Raw genomic sequence first — 17675 nt, 5'->3', positions numbered from 1 at the left:
GGAAATCTCTGTAAATTATATAATTCTTCATTTTGATAATGTGACTAAAATAATGCGAAATCGACAATATAAGTTGTATTTCGACAAAATACAACCGTTTAAATGTGCGAGGCGGTAAATTATGATGAGTGAGGAAGTCATTCAATTAAAGAGAGGGCTTAAAACTAACATGAACTTCAAAAAATACAAAACTCTATTTCTCGTCATTACAATACTTTGTTCAATTAGTATCAGTACAAATACCTCCGCAGCTGGAGCCTCCAATCTGAATAAGCATATCGGCTACGTCCCATGGAGCTGGAGCACAACTAGCCGTATGGTCGATGACAATAGTCAGATGTGGTTTGAGGATGTTAACGGGGACGGGAAGAAGGATCTAATCTCCAAGGGCGAAGCAGGAGCCTGGAATGCTGGAGTTATCTATGTTGCCTTAAGCACCGGAAGGGGGTTTCAGCCTTGGACGTGGAATTCCGGTTCCCGCATGATAGACGACAATAGTCCGATGTGGTTCGCTGACGTTAATGGGGATGGCATGTCAGATCTTATCACAAAAGGTGAACCAGGAGCCTGGAATGCCGGGGTCATCTACGTTTCTTTAAGCACGGGGAATGGCTACCAGCCTTGGACCTGGAACTCTGGTGTACGTATGCTTGATGATCGCAGTCCATTGTGGCTTGAGGATGTGAACGGGGATGGCAGAGCGGATTTAATTTCAGTTGGGCAGGCAGGAGCCTGGAATGAGGGACGTTTATACGTGTCATTAAGCACGGGTTCTGGATATCAGCCTTGGACCTGGACGTCCTCAATCAAATTGCTCAATCCTCTAGATACAGCATGGTTTGCAGATGTGAATGGCGATGGTAAAGCTGATTTAATCGCAAAAGGGCAGCCGGGCGCAACCAATGCTGGTCAGATGTATGTCTCTTTAAGCACTGGCAGTGGTTATAATCCATGGACCTGGACATCTGGATCACGGATGGTTAATGACAACGATGTTCAGTGGTTTGCTGATGTGAATGGAGATGGCAAAGCCGACATGATATCCAAAGGTCAGCCCGGAACAGCCAATGCTGGATATGTGTTCGTCTCATTGAGTAATGGAGCAGGCTATGCATACTGGACCTGGAACAGCGGCAAACGAATGATCGACGACAGCGGAACCATGTGGTTTACAGATATTAATGGAGATGGTAAGGCCGATATGATATCGGTAGGGAAAAATGTGGGTTATAACGATGGCTGGTTGTACGCCTCCCTGAGTACTGGAAGTGGCTATCCCTACTGGACCTGGAACTCTGGGAGTAGAATGATTGATAATAATGATGTATGGTTCAGTGATGTAAGCGGAGACGGAAGAGGGGACTTGATCATTAAGGGAAGCGGCCAGGAAGCAGGGTTTGTGCGCGTTGCAGTCAGTACGGATCTTAACCAACTTCAGCATGAGTATAATGCAGCAGGCCAGCTTCTGCGTACTACTCTGCCAGACGGATCAACAATCCAATATACATATGATAAGAACGGGAATTTGCTGAAAGTGGAAAAGAAATAATCTTATTAAACAGAAGAGAATCGAGGAGTCGAAAATCTTTATCTGCAAATCCATTTGTTTTCACAATCGTTCTCTTAATGCTGCCTTTCACTATTTTGAATTCTGCGTCTGCCGCTACCTTTTTCTATTATGATGCGAATGGGTGATTGGCACAAAAAAGCGAATTGACCGGAGAAACGGAACGCTACTTCTACGATAACAACGGGAATCTAGTATCTAAGAATTCTGGAGAACCGTATTTTGAATTGCCTTTGGTTCCAAACAAGGAGAGGGCAACTGGTACTACCAGCTATGGGACGGAGTTCAATACAAGGATATGACATGGGACCCGGTTGAATCAAGGTGGAGAGGGGAGCAAGTATGGAACATTGTCAGCAAAGAATGGATGCATCCGGATGGTAGTGACGCCGTTCTTAAATGGGTTGCGCCCCAAACGGGTTCCATACGTATCACAGGAAGGGTAGCCAAACACCCGGTTAACCTGGAAGGGGACGGGGTTCGCGTAAAGATTATGAAGAACAACACCCAAGTCTGGCCTTCGAATGGTTGGCAAAGCATTCAAGGGGATGATCCAATTGGAGTAACTGCGAACTTGAATATTAATGTGACAAAGGGAGACTTCATCTATTTTATCGTCAACCAAAATGGTAATCAGGGCTATGATGCTACCAAATGGAATCCATCCATAAATTATATTTTGCAATAGTTTAATACCGAATCACATGTGAGCATCTACTCCATGTGGTTTTTTTAATGCAAGTATAGGACCCTTCTCCCCAAAAAGATTGCTCTAAAACTAAATGTGACTGAAATATTACTCAATCGACAAAACAAGTTATGATTCGACAAAATACAACCATTCTCAACGTTGGTTAACTCCCTTATGATGGGTGAGGAAGTTATTGGGGGAGCGTGGAAGTCTTGAAAAACGTCAAAAGTTCAGTGTATGGGTTACTTATTTGCTGTTTAGTCTTCACATTGTTAGCTGGTCAGAGCAAGGTTTCGGCGGCGGAAAATATTATAGCGGCCAACGAATCCTTTGAGAATGGAACATATGCGGGGACGAACTATCTGCCCATTCAGGGAACGATTACAAGTGATCCGCTAAAAGTGGTGAACGGGAAATACTCAGCCCTGCTGAGTTCGCTTCAGTCGGACGTCTGGAAGGAGTTTAACTATACCGATTCAAATCAAGTTAAATTCGAGAAAAATACTACATATAACGTTACTTTTACATACAAGTCTATAGATATGCAGCCGCTAGATTCCAACCGTTTTTTCTATTTTCTTGCCCGGAGTACGGATGGTCAGGAGGATAAGAGCTTTACTTCCTGGAATGATGCCAGCGGAAATACAGGGATCAGGACGATGACGTTTACTACCGGAAACAAGGAGAACTATTACTTGATTTGGGGAATTCATGCTGGCGGCAGCTTGGCAATTGATGATATTCAGATTGTTAAAGCAGTCTCAACCCAAAGTGAAACCTTTGAAAAGGGGACCTACAATCAAACGGATTTTTTGCCGGGGTCCGGTCATATTACTAGTGATCCAAACCACATTGTGAGTGGACAATACTCGGCTTTTCTGAGCTCAGCTCAGAGCGAAGACTGGAAAGAATTTTCCTACACGGATAGCCAAAAAGTAAAGTTTGAGAAAAACACAACATATCAAGTAACTTTTTCATATCGATCTGTTGATATGGGGCCTGTAGAGAGCAATCGGTACTTCTATTTCTTGGCAAGGAGTACTGATAATACTCAAGACAAAGGATGGACCACCTGGAATGACGCGAATGGGAGCAGGGGAAGCCGTACGGTGACTTTTACCACTGCTAACAAAGAAAACTATTATCTGATTTGGGGAATCCATTCAGGCGGAGCACTTTCAATTGATGACATTGAGATTACAAAGGTTAGTGAATCTTTTGAGAACGGTACATTTAAAGATACCCAGTTTACAGCAGGTTCAGGTGTAATTTCAAAGGACCCGGCAAAAGTGATAAGCGGGCAGTACTCGGCCTATCTCGTGTCTCAATTAAATGAAGTCTGGAAAGCATTCGCTCTTTCAGATCTGAGTAAAATTAAATTTGAGGGGAATACGACGTACACCGTGAGCTTTTCCTATAAATCACTAGATATGAACCCGCTTCATAATACCCGTAGTTTTTATTTTTTGGCTAGAAGCACAGATGATCAAGAGGATAAGGGGTGGACCACCTGGAATGAAGGTAACGGGAGTATGGGGAGGAAGACTATAACTTTTACGACCGGGAGTAAAGAAAATTACTATCTGATATGGGGTATCCACAATGGAGGTGCTATTTCCATCGATGACATTACTGTCCATAAAGACAGTGAATCGTTTGAGAGAGGAACCTATAGCGGCACGGATTATACATCTGCATCTGGCATTCTCACCAATGATCCAGCCAAAATAGTGAACGGAAGGTATTCGGCATACCTGAATTCTCCACAGAACATAGAATGGGCAAATTTGATGGTGAGTGATGCCAGCCGGTTGAAGTTCCAGAAGAATACCACGTATACCGTGAGTTTTGCATATAAATCAATGGACATGCAGCCTGAAAATCCTAACCGCCATTTTTATTTTATAGTTCGGGGAATAGACAATGTGGAAGTTCTGAACTGGACAAGCTGGAATGAAGGTAGCGGATCACGCGGAGTGAAGACGGTTACTTTTACTACTGGAGAGCAGGATAATTATTACTTGACCTGGGGTGTCCGAAATGGTGGAGCACTTTCCATAGACGATATTATTGTCCGGCAGTTAACAACCTATCGCTATGATAGCGGCGGAAGATTAACGCAGGTCAGAACTCAGGATAATAGAGTGGTACGGTATTCGTATGACAAGAACGGGAACTTGGTGAAGACTACTGTGGAGTGAAGGTGCAAATTGATTACACATGGAGAGGAGATATGGCCAGATTGAAAATGCTAAAACGATTTCTAGTACCTTTCATCGTATTCACGCTGATTTATTATACAGGAGGAAGCTTAGTGTATTCCCCAGACAAAAGTAATTCTGTTGCAGCAGCGGCTGGTACCAGCGGGCTACAAGGGGAGTATTACGACAATATCAACTTTACTGGTCATAAAATGACGCGGACAGATGCCACTGTGAATTTCAATTGGGGAGTTGGGTCACCCGATGCCTCTATTGAACCGGACACGTTCTCGGTAAGATGGACAGGCTCTATTAAACCCAAATATAGCGAATCCTATACATTTCAAGTAATAGCGGATGATGGTGTGCGGCTATGGGTGGATGGCCTATTGTTGATAGATAAGTGGGTACCCCAAGCCAGAGAACTGACCAGTCTGCCTATTACACTAAGCGCCGGGCACAACTATGATATCCGTCTGGAGTATTTCGAGAATGACGGGGGAGCAACAGCGATACTACAATGGTCAAGTGCCAGCCAAGTGAAACAGGTTGTGCCGCAGGCACAATTCACTCCACCTGTAGAATCGTCACTAGCGGGTCTCAAAGGGGAGTATTACGACAATATCAACCTTACCGGCCTTAAGCTGACACGGACGGATGCAAACGTGAATTTTGGCTGGGGATTAGGCTCGCCCGATGCCTCCATCGGACCGGATACGTTCTCAGTAAGGTGGACAGGCTCTATTAAACCCAAATATAGCGAGAGCTATACGTTCCAGGTAATTGCGGATGATGGGGTCCGATTATGGGTCGATGGCCGCCTGATCTTAGATAAGTGGATAACTCAAGCGGGTGAACTGACAAGCCAGCCCATTACTTTAAATGCGGGGCACAACTATGACATCCGTCTGGAGTATTTTGAGAATGGCGGGGGAGCATCAGCAATATTGCAGTGGTCAAGTGCCAGCCAGGTGAAACAGGTAGTGCCGCAAAGTCAATTGCATCATCTGCCGGATGTCCAAGGGGTAGGGTTAAAAGGTGAATATTACGATAATCTGGAGATGCAAGAGCTAAAACTGACCCGTACCGATGCAAACGTTAACTTCAATTGGATAGAGGGTTCGCCAGATAGCCAGATCGGGCCTGATACCTTCTCTGCCAGATGGACAGGAACCATTAAACCAAGGTACAGCGAGAACTATACCTTTTATCTTAATGCTGACGATGGGGTGCGATTATGGATAGACGGCAAACTTGTGCTCAATCGATGGGTTAACCAGTCAGGTCAATTCCGCAGCAATTCTGTCCCACTGGTAGCGGGTAATCAGTATGACATTCAGATTGAGTATTTCGAGAACCTGGGCGGAGCATTGATTGGGCTTTTATGGGAAAGTCCTACCCAGGCGAAGGAGTTCGTTCCGCAAACTCAGTTAAATCCGCCAATTGAGAATTCGGGCGTTGGCTTGAAAGGTGACTATTATGGCAACATGGAATTATTGACTAATCTGAAGCTGACGCGCACTGATGCGGTTGTCAGTTTCGGATGGGGAAATGAGTCACCAGATCCGAGCATCCCGGCAGACAAATTCTCAGTCAGATGGCAGGGGTTAATCCGCCCTGCATCTGGCGGGACTTACACATTCTATGCAAATTCAGATGATGGTGTCCGCTTATGGGTAAACGGTCAGTTACTTATTGATAAATGGATTCCCCAAGCCAGTGAATTAACAAGTCTTCCAATCGTCCTTACGGAAGGACAGAATTATGAGATTCGAATCGAATATTTTGAGAATGAAGGCGGGGCGTCGTTTGGCTTGTCATGGTCCAGTGAGCGCCAAATGAAGGAGACTGTCCCACAGTCGCAGTTGTATCTGCCATACCCTACGTATTCTCCGGTGGAGTATCTCTATGACACCAATGGCCGGCTAAATTCTATGCGTCTCTCAGACGGTAGTATGGTGCGTTATGAATATGATGGCAACGGTAATCTGAACAAAGTCTCGAAATAATTTGAGTAAGGCCTATAAGACAATTCTCTGGAGGCAATATGCAAAAGTATTGGAATAAAATCAGTCTATTGTTCATCTTGCTGCTTAGCTTCCCGGCGGTGTTGGTTCCTTCGACCACTCATGCTTCGGGCAGAGGGGCGACAATCCTGTCCCATACGATCCCCTCAATGATGCAAGCGGGAGTTACTTACCCGGTGAGTGTGACAGTCCGTAATGATAGCTCAGAAGTCTGGTCAGAGCAGAATCTATTTCGGCTGGGAGAAGTGGGGGACAGCGATCCATTTTCTTATGGAAGAAAGCTCATCCCTAATGGACAGGCTGTCAACCCTGGACAATCTTTCACTTTTTACTTCAATATGACCGCTCCGGCCACAACTGGAAGCTACATCACGGATTGGAGAATGGTAAAAGAGTACGTCGAGTGGTTTGGAGATACGGTGACCGTGAATGTCTCTGTTGTCTCATCGATACTCTCCAGTTCAGCTACGCTGATGTATGAGAATATCCCGTCTGTCATGGCCAAAGGGCATAAATATCCTGTCACTCTGGCTTTTCGTAACGATGGTGGAGACACGTGGTCACCTGAAGAGTGGTACCGTTTAGGCGGTGCGGGGGACCAGGACCCGTTTGCCGATACCCGGCAAATCATTCCCGATGGAAGAAAAGTGAAACCAGGAGAGATGCAAAGCTTTTCTTTTATCATGCAGGCGCCGGCTGAGACCGGAAACTATATGACCGATTGGGGGATGGTTCATGACGGGGTCACCTGGTTCGGTCAGACCTTTACGAAAAATGTCCAAGTTGTGGAGGGGACACGGAACGCCAGGGTAATCACACATACGATTCCTTCTACTATGGAAGTAGGACAAACCTATAATGTGTCTGTGACCATGCACAACGAAGGAGAGACCTCCTGGTATGAGGAGGGGACTGCTCCAGGAGTGTACCGATTAGGGGCGTTAGGGAACAATGATCCGTTTGCGCAAGGACGTTATTATTTGCCTCCCGGCACCATTATTAAACCGGGTGAAGAGTATACTTTTGCTTTTACAATGACAGCACCTGTTGTGCCAGGGACGTACATAACTGATTGGGGGATGCTGCAGGAATATGTTACCTGGTTTGGCGAGACGCTGGTGAAGTCGGTTACGGTTATTGATCCTTCTAAAACCAATACATATACTTATGACTCTTCTGGAAGACTTCAATCGGTAAAGCTTACTTCAGGGCAGACCGTTTACTATGAATATGATGCGAATGGGAATTTGATTCAAAAGCGGGTTCGAACAAATTGATTTTACGATAATTTTTACCATTATAATTAACACAAGACAGGGGAGTTTTAGAGTGAGGTCTAATCAGAAAACAAAATCATTATTCATTTATGTCCTATCCTTGGCTATACTATTTAGCGGATTTCCTAACCTTATGGGGAAGGCGTCAGCTAACCCTGCTATGACAACTGCATCCAGAAGCACAGCGGAATTGGTTAAAAGCAGTCCTTTTCCCTCTCCAGTACCCTCAGGACCTTCCGATCTATTCCTGCCCCAAAGTCCTGAGCCGACAATAACACCAGGAGCCCAAAGGAATGCACCCTCCCAGCCCTTGATTGCAGACGAGGTTGTTTCTGTAACTCAAGATGCTTATGATATCAACCTGCTGCCTGTAACTCAATTGAAGAAGAAGATTCTTCAGAAGAAAGAACGGTTGCAACCGGCCCTGACAGGTATGAAGGCTAAGGGGATCTTGTCGAGTGTACCTGATAATGAGGATCTAGACTTGAAACAAGCAGATATTGAACAACTTGTTCAAGCGGGAGCCTCCAAGATTGATGTGTACTGGCTGAACTTGCTGGTGATGGGGCAGACGAAGTGGACGGCTATCGAACTGTTGAGATGGAAGCAGGATAAACAAGCATCCTGGGAAGACATTCAAGCCACACTTGATCAGGAAATGCAGACGCTCCATGTTCCTACAGTTGGAGAAGATGTATACGACCCAAATCTACTGCAGCAGGAAGCGATTGGAAGATTCACAGTGCGTTCCTCAGTCTATGAGCCATCAAAGACGGAGATGAATTTCAGTGCAGATCCGTTATCGGTGATGTCGATTACCGCATTTGATGCAGCAGTCTCGGGTGTGATTGATAGAGGAGCCATAGAGGCGCAAATCAATCAGGTCCAAAAACCACAATTCAGTGATCGTAATACCTCCAGTGAAACCATTGATCCTGTGGCGGGAAGTGTGACGAGGAAAGAAAGTCTGCTGCATTTGCCAGGCGTGGATGGACTGGATTTGAATGTGGGACTGATGTACAACTCTAATCAGGGGACTCCTTTTGTCTATAGAAGTTACTATAGTAATTACTGGCAGATGTGGGAATCCGTTTATGAATACGCGACTCCCGAGTTAGGGAATGGGTGGTCCTTCCAGTTCCCATACGTTCAAATGGGAGAGAATCAAAGCTTCTATCATGACGGAAATGGCAGTGTCTATGCCATCGGGCAACAGGGCGATGAACTCTCCAATTACAGCAATTTGATTAACTACAAAGGAAAAGATAGACGGATTATCTTTGAATCCAGGTACTCCGGCCAGTTCAATAACGGGCAAGACGAATCAAGGTATTACATGGAATATTCGGATATGAAACGGGAGTATTTCTCTTCTAGAGGCGAGTTGCTTGGCATTAAAGACAGGTTCGGCAACACGATCACTTTCAAGTATTCGGATGCTGATAATGGTCGCTTGTCTTCGATTACCGATACGCTGGGTCGCATGGTTCTCTTCAGCTATGAGTATAATCTTCACGAAGAACCCTTTAACGGTGAACGGATTACCCTCCGGGTGATGAACGGGACGAAAGAAGTTCAGAAGGTCATTCTCACCAAAGGCAGAGTAGCTGTGGATGTCCCGAAAAATTTTGCGCCAGCGATTAAAGTGTATCAGCCGGTTCTCTCTAGCATTACAAATTCAATAGGAGAAAGCACGTATTTCAACTATGATAATCAACTGACGCTAATCCCGTATAACGGATTTAACTTTGAGGCCCTACTAAGTGAAGTCAACTACCCGCATTCCAGCACGAAGTATAATTATGAATATGTAAGCCGGCATATGAGTAATTCTGATTCGTTTGGAGAATTCCGGGCGACGTCTAGAAGTGACTATATGGGAGGAAAGGCCTATCAGCAACTCCGGTATACCTACACTGGAGACTATACGGGGAATACCCCAGAGCAGTATCCAGGTCATTTGCCGGATGATTTCCGTTACAGTACCACATCCGCGGTGATGAGTAGTACACCAAGTAACGGGCTAAGTACCACCCACACGTTTGACAAAGAAGGCAGGGTCCTTCGTTCAGAGACGGTTGCCGGTAACGGAGAGAGGCAAATAACCGAAAATACAGCATTCCACGGGTTGTTTACCCAGTCTCCTACACGGACAACGATTTCGGAATATGCCGCGCAGGACAGTGACGCTACCGCGAAACATCTGTATACCGAGACAACCTATACCAATTGGGGCCAGGTTCAGAGCCAAACGGAGCCGCTAACGGCCGAGCAATGGAATAACCCGAATCTGAAACAGCACTACACCACTAGCTACCAGTATGAACCTACCTATCGTTTTCCGGCTTCTGTATCCAAATACCAGAACGAAAGCGATGCAAATCCGTTGGTAGAGTCCTACACGTATACTGCGGAGGGACGCCCGGCAACGGTGATTAATGCTAAGAATGAGCAGACATCTTATACTTACGGATATATCGACGGACAAGGGAAGATTGAACATGCAACAGCTGACATTTGGGCGGACGCTCGTTTGGTGTCTAAATCGGTGGTGCGGTATGGTAGTGAGAACAACTATGCGTATCCTACAGAGCAACAGCAGTGGTTCAATATCGGGACCGCTGACGAAAAAGCTGTCACCACCAAAATGCTCTACAATAAAGACAATGGCCAGGTCATTCAGAAAACCGAGGCCAACAACCAGACTGTTGCCTATGAATACGATGCTGCAGGGCGGTTGAAAAAAGAAACGTATCCGATAAAGATTAACGCCAAGGGTGAACAGATTCAGGAATTAGTAGACTACAACTACTATAACCAGAGCTCTCCTAATTTCGATGCGACAAATGCAGGCACACAGGTCTTAAAGGTGGATTCTATTACCACGGTCAACAACATCACCCGTGGCATGAGCATGAAAACCTATGCGAATGTGTTGTATAACGGATTAGGTCTTGCCTTACTGGAAGAGCATTATGACGAGAACGTGAGCAATTGGGTGTTTACCCAATATCATTATGACGACCAGGGACGTCCAGTGTACTCCATAGATCCCGCAGGAAATACACTGACCGCCAGCTACGATGCTTGGGGCCGGCAGAATCGGGCGACGACACCGAGCGGGGATGTAATGGTCAGCGACTATGATCTCAAATCACGCACGGCGACCAGCTATATTCAGGACCATACCACCGGCCAGACTCTGAACTATATTCAGGAGAGCTATGACTCCTGGGGGAAGAAGTTGTCTGTGTCCACCTTTAAAGACTGGCCGACGAAGCAACAGTCCATCAGCGAATCCTATCGCTACAACATTGCCGGGCAGGTGACGGGATACACCGATCCGAATCGTAATCTGAATGAGGATGGGGTGACCACCAGTTATCAATACGATGCCCTAGGCCGGTTAATTGCCTTGAAGGATGCATTGAATCAGACGACCCGCTATAGCTATGACGGTCATGGGCAATTGTCACTGGTGACAATCCAAGCTAAAAATGGGACTCCTCAAGTGCTGAACAGCAAAACGTATAACGAACTGGGCTTGCTCAGCGTGAAGCAGGATGCAGCATCCCAAAACGAGAGCTACACCTATAACAGCTCGGGGCAGTTGGCCGCTAAAACCGACCGCAATGGCAGCAGCTTTGCGTATGCTTATGATGAAGCGGGTCAACTGAAGAAGAACACGATACAAGGGAAGATTAACAATGTAGACCAAAAGCTGGAGACGGTCATGATCACAGGGGATGGAAGTCCGCGAAAGCAGACGATCCAAACACTGCTCAATCAGGAGGAGACGGCTTACCAGACGATAACGAGGGATATCTTGGGACAAGTTCGTTCGATCTATGGGCGCTCAGGAAGCCACTACGTATCGATTGGCAATCAGGTGGATGTGCTTGGGAGAATGACGCAGATCAGCGACCAGTATATGAGCTTTTTCACCAACTATACGTATCAGCAGTCACGGGTGACCCAGGTACAGACCAACGGAAGTGCAGCAGTGACTGGGGCAGCATCGGCTAATGCGCAGTACACCTATTTCGGCAATGATCAGGTGAAGTCGATCACCTATCCGACCCTGACGGATGGCAGCACATTGAAGACAGAATATACCTACAACCCGTCACTGGGCTGGACGGAGCGGATGACCAACACCAAAGGAAACTTCGTGCTCACTGCCTACAGCTACAGCTATGACAACAACGGAAACCGGGTCGCTGTCAGTGAATCGCGTAACGGAGGCGGTGCCCAAACAACGAATTATGGCTACGATGCGCTAAACCGGCTGGTCTCGATCAGCCGCCCAGACGGTGGTCAAACAACCTATACGTACGATGTACGAGGCAATCGTCAAACGTTGTCTGACACGAACAACTTAAGCCAGGATTTTGGAGATATCAGCTATACCTATGATCTGCAGAATACTTTAACGAGTGTTACCAAAGGCGGAGCCAGCACCAGTTTCCAGTACTATGCCGACGGAATGCGGTCCATGAAAACCAAGGGCAGTACCCAGACTCAGGTCAATTACAACTTCCAGGGCCAAGTGATTTCGGAAGAAAAGTCCATAGGCGGTAACAATGTCGAGCGGGCGAACTATGTCCGCGGTGACCGGGTGTTAGTGAAGAAGGATAAAAAAGCGGCTAAAGATTATTACTACTTGTACAACGGCCATGGTGACGTGGTGCAGATTGTCGATACCAGCGGAACAGTAGTGAACAACTACGCCTATGACGAGTGGGGGAATATTACTAGCCAGGTGGAGGGAACGTCTAACTCCTTTAAGTACACCGGAGAGGTGTATGATGAGGAGACCGGACTGTATTACCTGCGTGCCCGTTACTATGACCCGAGTATGGGACGGTTTTTAAATGAGGATACGGTTGAGGGGCAGATTGATAATCCGCTGACGCAGAATTTGTATACGTATGTGCATAATAATCCGTTGATTTACAATGATCCTACAGGGCATATGTATAATGAAATAGGGAATGCATACTCTGCTGGGGACCGTGCTGCTTTACAGAACTATCAATCAATATTTCTCACAGGGCAGAAAGAAAATGACTTGCTTATGATGCAAGCAGCTCATGATGCAGCAAATTATATTCGGTTGAAGTATGAGCCTACAGTGGAAAGAACTAACTATTTGCAAAATGGAACCGTATATAAATCGCTAACAGTAAATATGTATAACGAAGTTTTGTATGGGAACGCCAAGGCAGTACCTTTACTTGATGATCCAATGTTTTATGTGCTAGATGGGACATTTGCCGCAGTATTTAAAGGGCTTAGCACTATGGCTATAAAAACATTGGGTAAAGAAGTAGTAGAAGATACTAGTCAAAGACTTTTGAAACTAGATTTACAACTTTTTGCAAGTAAATTCCCTACTGGTTCAGTTAGTGGAAAAGATGTAGTGAAATTCTTGAAAAAGGATGGCTTTGATGTTATAAGTCAAAGTGGTAGTCATGTTAAATTGAAAGGACCTAATGGGGAAGTTGTAATCATACCAGTTCATGGTAACAAAGACTTACCTATTGGGACACTAAAAAGCATAAAGAAGCAAGCAGGTCTTTAGTAGAGGAGTGAGTGTTAAAATGGGAAACAAAACATATAAATATTACGCTAAGTTCGGATATGCTGAAGATGGAATAACAGTAACTTTTCCTGACCTGCCGGGTTGCATTACTTGTGGATATTCTACTGAAGAAGCAATTCAAATGGCAAAAGAAGCACTTGCCTTATATCTTGAAGATATGATAGAGGAAGATATACCAAAATCAACAAACATTAATACTGATCTTATGGAACAATCAGAGCAAGTATTTCTAATTGAAGTTGATTTGTGACAGTAGGTAAGAATTTGGGAATTGAAAAATGTCGAGATTACTCAATCTGTTAGTTGAGCAAATTGGGGAAGGATGTTTTAACCAACACTGAAATAGATTTAAAACATCAGAAGTAATAAAAAAGGAAAGAGTGGGGATAGTTATTCCATTTAATCATGTTATTGTTGAAGTGCATTGTTTGTATGGTTTAGTTGAGGGTCAGGAAGATGGGACTATTCCAGAGTACTGCAGATACGGAGTTAAAAATCCAGGCTTTCATTGTTTGAAAAACAATTGTCCTTATGTTGGGCATGCTCCTGCTTCGCATGAAATAGCTTTTTCAGGTGACAATGGAGAAGTAGAGAATGAAGATTGGATTGGATTTGGTGGGGACATGGAGCCGGAAATTTATTCTGAAATTAAAGATGTGGAGTTAAAGGAACTCTGGAAAGAGATTTGCAAAGAAAAGATACAAGAAGCATACGCGGAATATATGCTTCGAAGCAAGCTAAAAGAAGAATAGTCTTAGTGGCCTTGGGGATGCCATCCTCAAGGTTTTATTTTCCCCCTACTAGTGGTTAACTGTCAGGGAATTGAAAGACGGCTTCTATTTAAAGAGGAACTGGATCTTGTTAAATTACTTGCAATAGTCGCACTGTGATGTGTGAAGAACTGGTGAGTCGTTCTCTATTAAACAATTGGAAGTATGAGTGTATTTTAATACCAAACCACATGTGAGTACATCCTCCGTGTGGTTTTTTAATGTGGATAAATGTCCCCTTTTCTAAAAATCTAATTTTAAAATCTAAATGTGACTAAAATATTACTAAATCGACAAAACGAGTTGAAATTCGACAAATTACAACCGTTCTCAACGTTGGTTAACTCCCTTATGATGGGTGAGGAAGTTCTTGGAGAAAAGAGAGTGAGGGAATTACAATGCTGAGCAGAAAGCCTAAGATAACATTCTATCTAACACTATTGATTATTTCGACACTTTTCATGAACGAGTCTGTGGCTATGGGTGCGGGAGGAAAAACGTACTATTATGATACCAATGGGAGAGTAGTAAATGAGGCATCGCGCTCTAATGAGATCATGGAATATCAATATGATCTAAACGGAAATGTGAAGCGGAAGTTTAGAAGTAATAATATGCTCGTCAATCCGAATTTGGAGTTAAATGCCAGTAGAGCCACGGACATAGCCAGTGGTTGGGATAAATGGAGCGATACCGGAACTGCTTTGTTTCAAGTAATTCCGGCGTCAGTAGTGTCTAAGAGTGTGGCACAGAAAGTTTCTGCTTCGGGGATGAGGCTTGGTACTGCAGCGTGGCTATTTCAGGATGTTACCGTAAAGGGGAATTTACCTGTTCTATTTAATGGAGATGTTAGTATCGAGAGCATTAACAAAGCTAAAGTATCATTATGTATCCAATATTTCGATGCAGCCAATAAGCTGCTGTCCCAAAAAACTGTTGATTACCCCTCAGGAGCTTTAAATAGTTACATGACTTTATCCCTGACGGATATCACACCACCTGAAACGGTTCGTGCGAGGGTCCATGTGGGGATTAGAACGGAAGAAGGGGGAGGAAGTGGTGCTTTTTATGTGGACAACATGGCATTCAGATATGATACCGCAGGCAATATATTAAACAATCCTAGCTTTGAAAACAATTTATTCAGCCAAAAGGAAACCGCTGAAAGCTGGTCGCGATGGTCAGACTCAGGCGGAAGTGTATTACAAATAGTCTCTTCTCCTGTGACTTCAGGTGTAAGCGCTCAGAAATTGACAACGCCAACTATGAAGTCAGGAGGTGCGAGTTGGTTATTTCAAGATGTAATCATCCAACCTAATGTCCCCATCTCAGCAAGCGGAAATATAGCTGTGGATCAGCTTAAGTCTGCGAAAGTCAGTATCATTATCCAATTTTTTGACGAAAAGAATAAGTTCTTAAGCCAGCAATCGGTGGACTATCCTACAGGCGTGCTTCAAAAGTATATGACGTTATCTCTAAACACAATTACCCCGGCAGACTCGGTAAGAGCCAGACTGCACGTGGGGATTCAGGCAATCGCTGAAGGAGGTAACGGATCAATCTATATTGATCATATGGCTTTAAATCGTGATCCGCAAAGGAACATGTTATCTAACCCAAGCTTTGATACTATTTCAACTGCAAATGCTGGTATCGCAGACAGCTGGCAGACGTGGTCTGACACCGGGAGTCATACTTTTCAAGTTTTGTCCCCTTTTCAAACAGTAACCACCTACGGGCAGAAATTCTCTAGCGTGAATATGAAGAAGGAGAAGTATGGTGCAGTATGGCTACTGCAAGATGTAGTGGTAAGCGGAAATAAGTTAGTCGAGTTCAAAGGTAATATTTTAGTTGAGAGTGCGGTGCAGACAAAAGTGTCTTTATGCATACAGTTCTTCAATCGAAATGGAGCTTTACTCTCGGAGAAGTATCTCGACTACCCTGTGGGAGTTCTGCAGAAGTTCTCTATGTTGTCATTAACGGATATAACTCCCTTCAACGCGGTTAGTGCGAGGGTCCATGTGGGATTACAAGCAACCATAGCGGGCGGGAGCGGTACTATTTATGTGAAGCAAATGTTATTGAAATATAGTGAATAATGGAGCGTGGAATATTGTGAGTATGAAAATAGTAAAGCTTCTTAAATATATCTGCCTTCTCTTTATTCTGTTGTTAGGATATGCTGCTTCAGCTACTCATGCTGGGGCCTCCAGTACAAACCATATCGTTATTGATGTCATTGGTTCATCTCCACAGCGTATTTATACCTATAATCAAGGGCGGCTGGATACGGAGATTCTACCGGACCGCACAATTAATCAATATACATATGATGCTAACGGGAATCTGATCAAGCGCAGCCGCGCGAATTCATCCGCTCCACCCTACCTATTCTATCTATCTTCAGTATCCTATGATATTTATATCCGCGGGGTTCAGCCTAATGTTCAGCAAGTGCACTTTCCAACTTGGACTGCCTGGAATGACCAGGATGATGTGGAGTGGATTGCAGGAGAAAAGCTTGCTGATGGGGTATGGAAAGGAACAGTCGTTTTCAACAAACATGGTGGTGAGATTGGTAGCTATATTACTCATATTTACGCGGATGGAAAAATTGTGAGTGATCTGGTTGCAGACGTCCAGAATAATGGAGTAACGGTTACAGCACCTGTGCAAGCATCGCTGGCTGACGGTTTCTATACTGTACAGGCTAGTGGTATACCGGAGAGTATCAAAGAGGTGCGCTTTCCTACGTGGACAGAACATATGGGACAAGACGACTTGGTCAATCCCTGGATAACAGGTGAAAGACTTGCAGACGGATCTTGGAGAATTAAGATACCATTCAGTAACCACAACTTTGAAATGGGAAATTATATTACACACATTTATACGTTTGATCGGTATGGAAACAAGATGGGCGTAGGCGGCAAGGTAGTCAATGTGACAGGTGGATCTGGAGGCTCTAAGGAGACTGATCTGTCCGGTGTTTCGTATGATGTATTCATCTATGGGGTAGACCCGTCTATTCAGAGTGTACAATTTCCGACATGGACGGCTAATAATAATCAGGATGATATTGAGTGGATTGAAGGTGTTAAAGTCGGGAACGGGGTGTGGAAGGCAACGGTTGTGTACGCGAGACACAATTCGGAGACAGGTAGGTATATAACTCATATCTATTCAAGTGGCAACTTCCTTGGAGATTGGGAATTTGATGTGACCAATTCACAAATAGTGAAAGCACCAGCAACTGCTAAGCTCGGTGAGGGCTACTATGAAGTCTCTATTGATGGAATTCCCGCTAACGTAACCCGCATGGAATTCCCAACATGGACGAATCAGAATGGCCAAGATGATCTCATTTGGTATCAAGGAGAACGGGAGAGTTCGTCCAAATGGAAAATCAAAATCCCTTTTGCTAACCATGGGAATGAAGCTGGAGTCTATAACACCCATCTCTATGCAAGTGACGGATACGGGAATAAACGGCCTGTTGGAGGAGTTACAGTAAATGTTAATCGCTAGTGACATGAT

At 44.7% G+C, this 17675-nt stretch carries 10 protein-coding genes; all 10 read left to right on the top strand.

The window, feature by feature from the left end; genetic code table 11:
* Window positions 1-124: 124 nt before the first annotated feature.
* The 10 genes from NSU18_RS06775 to NSU18_RS06730 all read left to right on the top strand — a co-directional run bounded on the left by NSU18_RS06775 (window position 125) and on the right by NSU18_RS06730 (window position 17666).
* Window positions 125-1549, top strand: a complete 1425-nt coding sequence (locus tag NSU18_RS06775) for an FG-GAP-like repeat-containing protein (protein ID WP_341148607.1) — start codon at window positions 125-127, stop codon at window positions 1547-1549.
* Window positions 1550-1865: 316 nt separating this feature from the next.
* On the top strand, window positions 1866-2255 hold the full coding sequence (locus NSU18_RS06770; RefSeq protein WP_341148606.1) for a hypothetical protein: 390 nt from the start codon (window positions 1866-1868) through the stop codon (window positions 2253-2255).
* Between the two features lie 215 nt (window positions 2256-2470).
* Window positions 2471-4459, top strand: a complete 1989-nt coding sequence (locus tag NSU18_RS06765) for an RHS repeat protein (RefSeq protein ID WP_341148605.1) — start codon at window positions 2471-2473, stop codon at window positions 4457-4459.
* Between the two features lie 32 nt (window positions 4460-4491).
* Complete coding sequence (locus tag NSU18_RS06760) at window positions 4492-6468, top strand: PA14 domain-containing protein (protein ID WP_341148604.1); 1977 nt, start codon at window positions 4492-4494, stop codon at window positions 6466-6468.
* Window positions 6469-6506: 38 nt separating this feature from the next.
* The gene (locus NSU18_RS06755; RefSeq protein ID WP_341148603.1) at window positions 6507-7763 is read left to right on the top strand and encodes an NBR1-Ig-like domain-containing protein; all 1257 of its coding nucleotides are present in this window, start codon (window positions 6507-6509) and stop codon (window positions 7761-7763) included.
* A 310-nt stretch (window positions 7764-8073) separates the two neighbouring features.
* Window positions 8074-13347 (top strand): RHS repeat-associated core domain-containing protein, encoded by a 5274-nt coding sequence (locus tag NSU18_RS06750; protein ID WP_341148602.1) that lies wholly within the window; start codon window positions 8074-8076, stop codon window positions 13345-13347.
* Between the two features lie 19 nt (window positions 13348-13366).
* Window positions 13367-13618 carry a type II toxin-antitoxin system HicB family antitoxin gene (locus NSU18_RS06745; RefSeq protein ID WP_341148601.1) on the top strand — a complete coding sequence of 84 codons (252 nt, stop codon included), beginning with the start codon at window positions 13367-13369 and terminating at the stop codon, window positions 13616-13618.
* 130 nt (window positions 13619-13748) lie between these two features.
* Window positions 13749-14120: a hypothetical protein gene (locus NSU18_RS06740; RefSeq protein ID WP_341148600.1), complete on the top strand. Its 372-nt coding sequence runs from the start codon at window positions 13749-13751 to the stop codon at window positions 14118-14120.
* A 416-nt stretch (window positions 14121-14536) separates the two neighbouring features.
* Complete coding sequence (locus tag NSU18_RS06735; RefSeq protein WP_341148599.1) at window positions 14537-16237, top strand: hypothetical protein; 1701 nt, start codon at window positions 14537-14539, stop codon at window positions 16235-16237.
* Between the two features lie 22 nt (window positions 16238-16259).
* Window positions 16260-17666 carry a GBS Bsp-like repeat-containing protein gene (locus NSU18_RS06730; protein WP_341148598.1) on the top strand — a complete coding sequence of 469 codons (1407 nt, stop codon included), beginning with the start codon at window positions 16260-16262 and terminating at the stop codon, window positions 17664-17666.
* Window positions 17667-17675: the final 9 nt, after the last annotated feature.

Origin of the sequence: Paenibacillus sp. FSL H8-0048 (assembly GCF_038002825.1) — a bacterium.
Taxonomy (GTDB): domain Bacteria; phylum Bacillota; class Bacilli; order Paenibacillales; family Paenibacillaceae; genus Paenibacillus_AQ.
The sequence above is the reverse complement of the archived record's forward strand: the minus strand, read 5'-3'. Positions and strand labels throughout refer to the sequence as shown.

Coding starts and splice junctions, on each gene's coding strand:
- NSU18_RS06775 (WP_341148607.1), top strand. CDS start 125: ATGAGTGAGGAAGTCATTCAATTAAAGAGAGGGCTTAAAACTAACATG.
- NSU18_RS06770 (WP_341148606.1), top strand. CDS start 1,866: ATGACATGGGACCCGGTTGAATCAAGGTGGAGAGGGGAGCAAGTATGG.
- NSU18_RS06760 (WP_341148604.1), top strand. CDS start 4,492: ATGGCCAGATTGAAAATGCTAAAACGATTTCTAGTACCTTTCATCGTA.
- NSU18_RS06755 (WP_341148603.1), top strand. CDS start 6,507: ATGCAAAAGTATTGGAATAAAATCAGTCTATTGTTCATCTTGCTGCTT.
- NSU18_RS06745 (WP_341148601.1), top strand. CDS start 13,367: ATGGGAAACAAAACATATAAATATTACGCTAAGTTCGGATATGCTGAA.
- NSU18_RS06735 (WP_341148599.1), top strand. CDS start 14,537: ATGCTGAGCAGAAAGCCTAAGATAACATTCTATCTAACACTATTGATT.
- NSU18_RS06730 (WP_341148598.1), top strand. CDS start 16,260: ATGAAAATAGTAAAGCTTCTTAAATATATCTGCCTTCTCTTTATTCTG.